We start from the raw sequence: 8,178 nt of genomic DNA, 5'->3' as shown, positions 1-8,178 counted from the left end.
CGAGGCCGACAACATCGGCATGCTCGGTACGGTCATCAACGCGGTGCTGCTCCGCGGCCGGCTCACGGCGCTCGGCGCGGACGACGTACGGCTGATGACCGCGATCCCGATCAACAACCTCGCCGAACCGTACATCCGGCTTCGGGCGCTGCGGCACCTGGAGAAGGGCGCCATCGTCCTGCTTGCCTGCGGCAACGGTCAGCCCTTCACGACGACCGACTACCCGTCCGTCCAGCGCGCGATCGAGCTCCAGGCCGACGCCCTCCTGGTCGCGAAGAACGGCACCGACGGCGTGTACGACGCCGACCCGAACCAGCACCCCGGCACCCCCGTCGGCACCCTGATCAACTGACATGTAGGGCCGGGCTAAATGGTTTGTTCCCTCGGGGAGGAGTTGGTGTACTCGAGGGGAGTTGTGCGAACAGGTGATTGATAGGAGTCCGTCATGCGACCTCGCTTCATGTCTGGCATGGAAATGGATGACACCTGTTCGAAGGACATGAAGCTGCGTGGAAATACTGAACCTTGGGATCCTGGCGCATGTCGACGCCGGTAAGACCAGTCTGACCGAGCGGCTGCTGTTTGCCGCGGGAGTGATCGACGCCGTCGGTAGCGTCGATGACGGAAGTACCCAGACCGATTCGCTCGCGCTCGAACGGCAGCGTGGGATCACGATCAAGTCCGCGGTCGCGACGTTCGCGATCGGTGACGTGCAGATCAACCTGATCGACACCCCGGGACACCCGGACTTCATCGCCGAGGTCGAGCGAGCGTTGAGCGTGCTCGACGGCGCGGTGCTGGTGATCTCGGCCGTCGAGGGTGTGCAGGCACAGACGCGGATCCTGATGCGGACGCTGCAGCGGCTGCGGATCCCGACCCTGATCTTCGTCAACAAGCTCGACCGGCCGGGTGCGCAGTACGACGGTGTGCTGCGGCAGATCGCCGCGCGCCTGACCCCGGCGATCGTGCCGATGGGCGAGGCGGCGTACCTCGGCACCCCAGAGGCGGCGTTCAAGGCGATCGTGCAGGAGGACACGCTCCTCGATGTACTCGCCGAGCACGACGACGATCTCCTCCAGCGGTACGTCGACGGCGCGCCGCTCGGGCTGCACGACGTACTCGCGCGCCAGACCCGGCAGGTGATCGTGCACCCCGTGTACTTCGGGTCCGCGATCACCGGCGCCGGCACCGACGCCCTCGCGGACGGGATCCGGGACCTCCTCCCCCGCGCCGGCACGGCGGCCGGACCGCTCGACGGCACGGTCTTCAAGGTCGAGCGCGGCCCGTCCGGCGAGAAGATCGCGTACGTGCGGCTGTTCGCCGGTACGGCGTCCGTCCGCGACCGCGTGCGGTACGGCGACACCGACGGCAAGATCACCGCGCTGGAGACGTACGGCGCGACGTACGGCGGCACGCTCGGCACCGGGCAGATCGGCAAGCTCTGGGGTCTGCCGGACATCCAGATCGGCGACAGCATCACCGATCCCGAGCATCCGGCAAGCAGCCGCCGGATCCAGGCAAGGTTCGCGCCGCCCACCCTGGAGACCGTGGTGACGGCGCGGCGGCCGTCCGACAAGGGCAACCTGCAGGTCGCGCTCACCCAACTGGCCGAGCAGGATCCGCTGATCAACCTGCGCCAGGACGACCTCCGCCAGGAGACGTACGTGTCGCTGTACGGCGAAGTACAGAAGGAGGTCATCGAGACGACGCTGGCCACCGAGTACGGGATCGCGGTCGACTTCCGGGAGACCACCACGATCTGCGTCGAGCGGCTCGCCGGCACCGGGCACGCCGTCGAGTTCAACAAGAAGGACGCGAACCCGTTCCTCGCGACGGTCGGGCTGCGTGTCGAGCCCGCGCCGGTGGACGCGGGCGTCACGTTCGCGCTCGAGGTCGAGCTCGGCTCGATGCCGTACGCGTTCGTCAAGGCCGTCGAGGAGACCGTCCGCGAGACCCTGCACGAGGGCCTGCACGGCTGGCAGATCCCGGACGCGCACGTGGTGATGACACATTCGGGGTACTCCGCCCGGCAGAGCCACGCGCACGCGGTGTTCGACAAGAGCATGTCGAGTACCGCCGGCGACTTCCGGCTGCTCACCCCGCTGGTCCTGATGACGGCGATCCAGCAGGCCGGTACGACGGTGCACGAGCCGATGCACCACTTCCGGCTGGAGATCCCGACCGACACGACCCGCGCCGTACTCGCGACCCTCGCCCGGCTCCGGGCGATCCCGCAAGTACCGGCGCTGGCCGCGGAAACCTCAACCCTGGAAGGAGAAATCCCCGCGGCCGCCGTGTACGAACTGGAGCAGCAACTCCCCGCGCTCACCCGCGGTGAGGGCGTGCTGGAGTCGGCGTTCGACCGCTACCAACCGGTGACAGGCCAGGTACCGAGTCGCCCGCGCACGGACCCACGACCCGCTCAACCGGCGCGAATACCTACTGCACGTGCAGCGCCGGGTTTAACGCATGCACCACGTTTGCGCCGAGGTCGTCGTCGGTGACGACCTCGGCCGTCATGCCGACGGCGGCCATCACCAGCTGGGCCAGAGGTGCCTGGCGGTCGCTCATCTCGACGTACAGATGGCCGCCCGGCCTGAGCCACTCCCCCGCGCCGGCGACGACCCGGCGGAGAGTCGTGAGCCCGTCCGGGCCGCCGTCGAGCGTGACGCGCGGCTCGTACAGTCGCGCTTCCGGTGGCAGAAGCCGGATCTCCTCGGTCGGTACGTACGGAACGTTCGACAGCAGTACGTCGATCCGCCCGCGCAGCTGCTCCGGAAGCGCCGCGAACAGGTCGCCCTCGGAGACGATCCCGCCGTACGGCGCCAGATTGCGGCGGGCGCACCGTACGGCGACCGGCTCGATGTCCGCGGCGTACACCGTCACCGCCCGCTGCGCCGCCACCGCCGCACCGAGCGCCCCCGACCCACATCCGAGATCGACGACCACGGCCCCGTCCCGAACCACCCGCAACGCCTCGGCGATCAGGAACTCGGTCCGCCGGCGCGGGATGAAGACGCCGGCCTCGACGGCGATCCGCAACCCGCAGAACGACGCCCAGCCCAGGACGTACTCCAGCGGCGCCCCGGCGACCCGCTGCTCGACCATCGCCGCGACCTCGGCGGCATCGCGCGCGGTATCGACGATCAGCGCGGCCTCGTCCTCGGCGAACACACAGCCCGACGCCCGCAGCCGATCGGCAATCTCGTTCACAAGGCGATGAGCCTAGCCGAACGCGTTCACCCCGGTGAGCTCGGCCGACACCGTCCACAGCCGCGCCGCCGCGGCCGGGTCGATCGCGTACGGCCGGACGCCCGGCGCGTCGTCGGTCGACACCTCCGCGATCTCGCTGTCCTCGCAGAACACGCCGCCCTGCCCGTCGAGCTGCGGTGACGTGGCCGCCCAGACCTGGGTCGCGGCGCCCTGCTCGGGCGACTTGAAGTGCGGGCTCAGCAGGTTGCCGTCCGCGTCGATCCAGCCGAGCGCGACCATCTCCTCGCGCGGCAGGTGCCGCTGTAGCGGCGTCAGGATCCCGCCGGGATGCAGCGCGAACGCCCGTACGCCGGAATCCTTGCCCAGGGCATCGAGCTGGACGGCGAACAGCACGTTCGCGGTCTTGGCCTGCCCGTACGCCTCCCACTTGTCGTACCCCTGGCGGAACTCCAGGTCGTCCCAGCGGATGTCCGACCGCCGGTGCCCGGTCGAGGACACCGACACGACCCGCGCGCCGCCGTCCGCGGCCAAGGCCGGCCACAGCCGGTTCACCAGCGCGAAGTGCCCGAGGTGGTTGGTCGCGAACTGCGCCTCCCAGCCCGGCCCGACCCGGGTCTCCGGGCAGGCCATGATCGCGGCGTTGTCGATCATGATGTCGATCGACCGTCCGGACGCCAGGAACCGGTCGGCGAAGCCGCGGACACTCTCCAGGTCGCCGAGGTCCAGCTCGTCGATCTCCACCCGGTCGATCCCGGCCAGCGCCTCGCGCGCGGCGTCCGGGCGGCGCGCCGGTACGACGACGTGGGCGCCGGCCTTGGTCAGCGCCTTCGTGGTCTCCAGGCCGAGACCGGAATATCCACCGGTGACGATCGCCAGCTTGCCGGTCAGGTCGTGGCCGGCCAGGACGTCGTCCGCGGTGCTGTCGTGCCCGAAACCCGAGCCGATCTTGTGTTGTGCAGTCATGTCAACGAGCGTACGAATTAGAGCTCGCTCTAAGTCAAGTGCGGATCGGCGCGCAGGGACTCGGCGAGCCGCTGCAGGGCCGGATTCGGGTTGTCGGGACTCCAGCAGGCGTGCAGCGTCACCGAGTGCGCGTCGGACGCGTCGAGTTCGCGGTACCGGACGCCCTCGACGCCCATCGCCATGATCGACCGCGGGATCAGCGCGCACCCGAGGCCGGCGCGGACCAGTGCGAGCATCGTCGGTACCTGCGAGGCGAGCTGGCTGACGGCGTACCGGTCCATGCCGATCATCGCGGCGCAGATGTCGTGCAGGTACTGCGATCCCTCCGGGCTGTAGCCGATGTACTCGTCGGTGACGTCGGCGAGCGAGACCGCGCCGGTACCGGCGGCGAGGAGGTGGCTGGCGGGTACGGCGAGGACGAGGTCCTCGGAGTGGACCAGCAGGGACTCGAACCGGTCCGGGATCGGCGGGCGGACCAGGCCGAGGTCGATCTCCAGGTTCGCGAGCGCCTCGAACTGGGCCGGGCTGACGAGCTCGGTCAGCTCGGCCGTCACGCCGGGGGTTCGCTTGCCGACCATGGTCAGGAAGTCGGCGAGTACGGCGTACGCGCCGATCGCGGTGAAGGCGAGGCGCAGGGTGCCGGTGGTGCCGTCGGCCGCGCGGCGGGTTGCTTCCGGGGCGACCTCGAGGAGGGCGAGGACCCGGCGGGCGTGTTCGAGGAAGACACCGCCGGCCGCGGTCAGGCGGACGCCGCGGCCGGTGCGGTCGAAGAGGCGGACGTCGAGGGTGCGCTCGAGGCCCTGGATCTGGCGGGTCAGCGGCGGTTGGGTGAGGTTCAGGCGCTGGGCGGCGCGGCCGTAGTGCAGTTCCTCGGCGACCGCGACGAAGCCGCGGAGTTGCTGGAGCGAGAGATCCATGCGTGCACGGTATCGGTTCATACGGAAATGGGCTTGGACCTGCATAACGGAAAGCGCCTACCGTCGAGCCAATTCCCTCGTCCGAAGGAGCTGTCCAGGTGCCGAAGCCCAGACTTGCCGCCCTGATGTCCCCGGAACGTGCAGCCGACGTCGTGGACGCAGCCACGCGACGGTTGCTCGACGAACGGTTCGAAGTTGTCTGGGCCGACGCGCAGCACGCGGCGGGCCCTGCACAGCCCGGTAAGCCTCCGGGTTTGGATCCGGCCGCAGTAGCGGAGTTGGCGGACGGGGCGGAGGTGCTGCTGACGAGTTGGGGGACGCCTCGGCTCGGGAAGGAGTTGTGGGCTGCCGGTGGGCCGAAGGTGGTGGCTCACGCGGCGGGTCCTGCTCAGCCCGGTAAGCCTCCGGGTTTGGATCCGGCCGCGGTGGCGGAGTTGGCGGCCGGGGCGGAGGTGTTGCTGACGAGTTGGGGGACGCCTCGGCTCGGGAAGGAGTTGTGGGCTGCCGGCGGCCCGAAGGTGGTGGCTCATGCGGCGGGGACCGTGAAGAACCTGGTCGAGCCGGGAGTTCTGGCGCAGGGGGTGGGGGTGTTCTCGGCCGGGCCGCGGATCGCCTGGTCGGTGGGTGAGTACTGCCTGGGAGCGATGCTCACGCTGGCCAGGCGGTTGGCGCGGTTCGACGGGGCGGTTCGCGGTGGTGGGTGGAAGCAGACGGAGTACCGCGGGCACGAGCTCGCCGGTGCCAAGGTCGGGATCGTCGGCGCGAGCAGTACGGCGCGGGCGCTGATCACGATGCTGAAGCCGTTCGGCTGCGACCTCGCCGTCTACGACCCGTACCTGAACGACGCCCGGGCGGCCGAGCTCGGCGTCCGTACGACGACTCTCGACGACGCCGCCAGCGCGCCGTTCCTGAGCATCCACGTGCCGAACGTCCCGGAGACGAAGGGCATGATCACCCGCGCACTGATCGAGAACCTCCCCGACTGCGCGGTCGTGGTGAACTCCTCCCGCGGCCCGGCGATCGACCAGCAGGCGTTGCTCGACCACGCGCTGGACGGCCGGATCTACGCGGCGCTCGACGTCTACGATCCCGAGCCGCCGACCTTCGACGAGCACATCCTGAGGTCGGAGAACCTGTTGCTGACCCCGCACATCGCCGGCGACACCGCCGAGGGTCACCTCGCGCTCGCCGGGTACGTCGTACGCGATGCCCTCAAGTGGCTCGAGGACGGTACCCGCGGGCCCAGCTTCGTCGATTCGAGCACCTGGTCGATCGCCGCATGAGCCGGATCACGCAGGTCGAGGTCTTCCCGGTCGCCGTACCGTTCGCCCGGAAGTTCGTGCTCGGCAGCGGTACGGTCGGCTCCCCCGGCGCCGCGCCGGACCAGGCCGGCGCGGTGATCTTCGTGAAGCTGACCACCGAGGACGGCGTCGTCGGCTGGGGCGAGCAGCGCGCACTGCCCAGCTGGAGCTACGAGACCGCCGAGACGATGGCGGTCGTCATCCGCCGCCACCTGGCGCCAATCCTGCTTGACCTGACGCCGTTCGACGTCGAGCTGTTCCACCAGCGCGCGTCCAAGCGGCTCAGCCCGGCGGTGTCGAACGGCTTCCCGTTCGCCCGGGCCGCCGTCGACGTGGCGATGCACGACGCGGCCGGCAAGCTCGCGGGCGTCCCGGTGCACGCGTTGCTCGGCGGCAAGGTGTACGACGAGATCCGGCTCTGCTCGGCGATCGGCGTCGGCGACCAGGACGCGGTCCGCGAGCACGCGCTGCAGTCGTCGGACTATGCGGCGTACAAGGTCAAGATCGGCGGCGACCTGGACGCCGACGCGGCCGCGATCGAGACCGTCGCGGAAGTTGCCGACGGCAAGCCGTTGTGGCTGGACGCGAACCAGTCGTACCGCCCGGCGGCGCTCCGGCAGTTGCTCGACCGTACCCGCGACGTCCGCACGATCCACTGCGTCGAGCAGCCGGTACCGAGTACCGACACGCTCGGCATGCAGCGGCTCCGCGGGCTGATCGACCTGCCGGTCGCGATCGACGAAGGCAGCTTCTCCGCACCCGACCTTGCCCGGGCAATCCGGCTGGACGCCGCCGACCTGGTCGTGATCAAGATCTGTAAGTCCGGTGGTCTGCGCAACGCGCTGAAGACCGCCCAGACCGCGCTCGCCGGTGGCCTGGAGATCCTGGCCAGCGGCCTCACCGACTGCGGGGTCGCGTTCGCCGCCGCCCTGCACGTGTTCAGTCAGCTCGAGCTCGCCCTGCCCGCCGAGCTCAACGGGCCGGAGCTGCTGACCGACCTGTACGTCGACGGGCTCAGCATCACCAAGGCCGTCGCAACGGTCCCCACCGCCCCTGGACTGGGCGTCGAGGTCGACGAGGAGCGCATCCGCGCCGAGTCGATCGACCTGCTCTACCGGTGAGGAGAACCATGCACACAAAGCTGTCCCGCCGCAGCTTCCTGCAGTTGACCGGCGCGGCCGGTCTCGGCCTGGCGGCCGGATGCTCGTCGGGCCCGCCCGCCGGTACGGCGACCTGGTCCATGTGGTCGAGCGGTGCCGCCGAGAAGAAGGTCTGGGACGCCTTCGGCAAGTACGTCGAGCAGCAGCTCAAGGTGAAGTCCGTCGCCACGCTCACCCCGTCGCCCAGCTACCCGACCAAGCTCGACCTGCAACTCGTCAGCGGTACGGCGAGCCTGGTCACCGCGCTGAACGGCACGCTGATCCCGACGTACGCCGCCCGCGGCGCGCACCGCCCGCTGGACGACCTGATCGCCGCCGACCCGGACCTCCGGCTCGACGACTTCTACGAGACCAGCCGGAAGATCTCCAGCTTCAACGGCAAGACGTACGCGATCGGCTTCGACGTCGCGCCGACCGTCATGTACTACAACAAGGACCTCCTGAAGAAGCAGGGCATCCCGTTTCCGTCGCGGACCGAACCGATGTCCTGGGCAACGTTCCGCGACCTCGCGAAGCAGCTCACGAAACCCGGCGAGCAGTACGGCTTCACCTGCGCGCCGGCGATCGACGACCTGGTCTCGTGGATCTACTGCGCCGGCGGCAACGTGATGAGCGCCGACCAGA

7 protein-coding genes and 1 pseudogene are annotated in these 8,178 nt (G+C 69.8%); 5 read left to right on the top strand and 3 right to left on the bottom strand.

What is annotated here, in order from left to right:
• Positions 1 to 352: pseudogene (gene pyrH, locus VFF46_RS04420) on the top strand (UMP kinase); the annotation flags it as partial.
• 157 nt (positions 353 to 509) lie between these two features.
• Positions 510 to 2,504 (top strand): translation factor GTPase family protein, encoded by a 1,995-nt coding sequence (locus tag VFF46_RS04415; RefSeq protein ID WP_325035718.1) that lies wholly within the window; start codon positions 510 to 512, stop codon positions 2,502 to 2,504.
• Here VFF46_RS04415 and VFF46_RS04410 read toward each other — a convergent pair.
• From VFF46_RS04410 to VFF46_RS04400, 3 genes are read right to left on the bottom strand one after another with little or no spacing between them, the layout of a single operon-like run.
• Positions 2,440 to 3,213, bottom strand: coding sequence for a putative protein N(5)-glutamine methyltransferase (locus VFF46_RS04410; protein WP_325035717.1), 774 nt, complete (start codon positions 3,211 to 3,213; stop codon positions 2,440 to 2,442). The genes VFF46_RS04415 and VFF46_RS04410 overlap by 65 nt on opposite strands.
• 12 nt (positions 3,214 to 3,225) lie before the next feature.
• The gene (locus VFF46_RS04405; protein WP_325035716.1) at positions 3,226 to 4,176 is read right to left on the bottom strand and encodes an SDR family NAD(P)-dependent oxidoreductase; all 951 of its coding nucleotides are present in this window, start codon (positions 4,174 to 4,176) and stop codon (positions 3,226 to 3,228) included.
• Positions 4,177 to 4,205: 29 nt separating this feature from the next.
• Positions 4,206 to 5,093, bottom strand: a complete 888-nt coding sequence (locus VFF46_RS04400) for a LysR family transcriptional regulator (RefSeq protein ID WP_325035715.1) — start codon at positions 5,091 to 5,093, stop codon at positions 4,206 to 4,208.
• 98 nt (positions 5,094 to 5,191) lie between these two features.
• Here VFF46_RS04400 and VFF46_RS04395 point away from each other — a divergent pair, with 98 nt between their 5' ends.
• The 3 genes from VFF46_RS04395 to VFF46_RS04385 form a co-directional block, all read left to right on the top strand.
• Entirely contained in the window at positions 5,192 to 6,376 is a 1,185-nt protein-coding gene (locus VFF46_RS04395; protein ID WP_325035714.1) for a hydroxyacid dehydrogenase, read from the top strand.
• Positions 6,373 to 7,515, top strand: coding sequence for a mandelate racemase/muconate lactonizing enzyme family protein (locus VFF46_RS04390; RefSeq protein WP_325035713.1), 1,143 nt, complete (start codon positions 6,373 to 6,375; stop codon positions 7,513 to 7,515). The genes VFF46_RS04395 and VFF46_RS04390 overlap by 4 nt, the downstream gene beginning before the upstream one ends.
• Positions 7,516 to 7,523: 8 nt before the next feature.
• A partial coding sequence (locus tag VFF46_RS04385; protein ID WP_325035712.1) for an ABC transporter substrate-binding protein occupies positions 7,524 to 8,178 on the top strand: 655 nt, incomplete at its 3' end.

The sequence above is a fragment of the Kribbella sp. genome (assembly GCF_035655035.1).
Lineage (GTDB): Bacteria > Actinomycetota > Actinomycetes > Propionibacteriales > Kribbellaceae > Kribbella.
The sequence above is the reverse complement of the archived record's forward strand: the minus strand, read 5'-3'. Positions and strand labels throughout refer to the sequence as shown.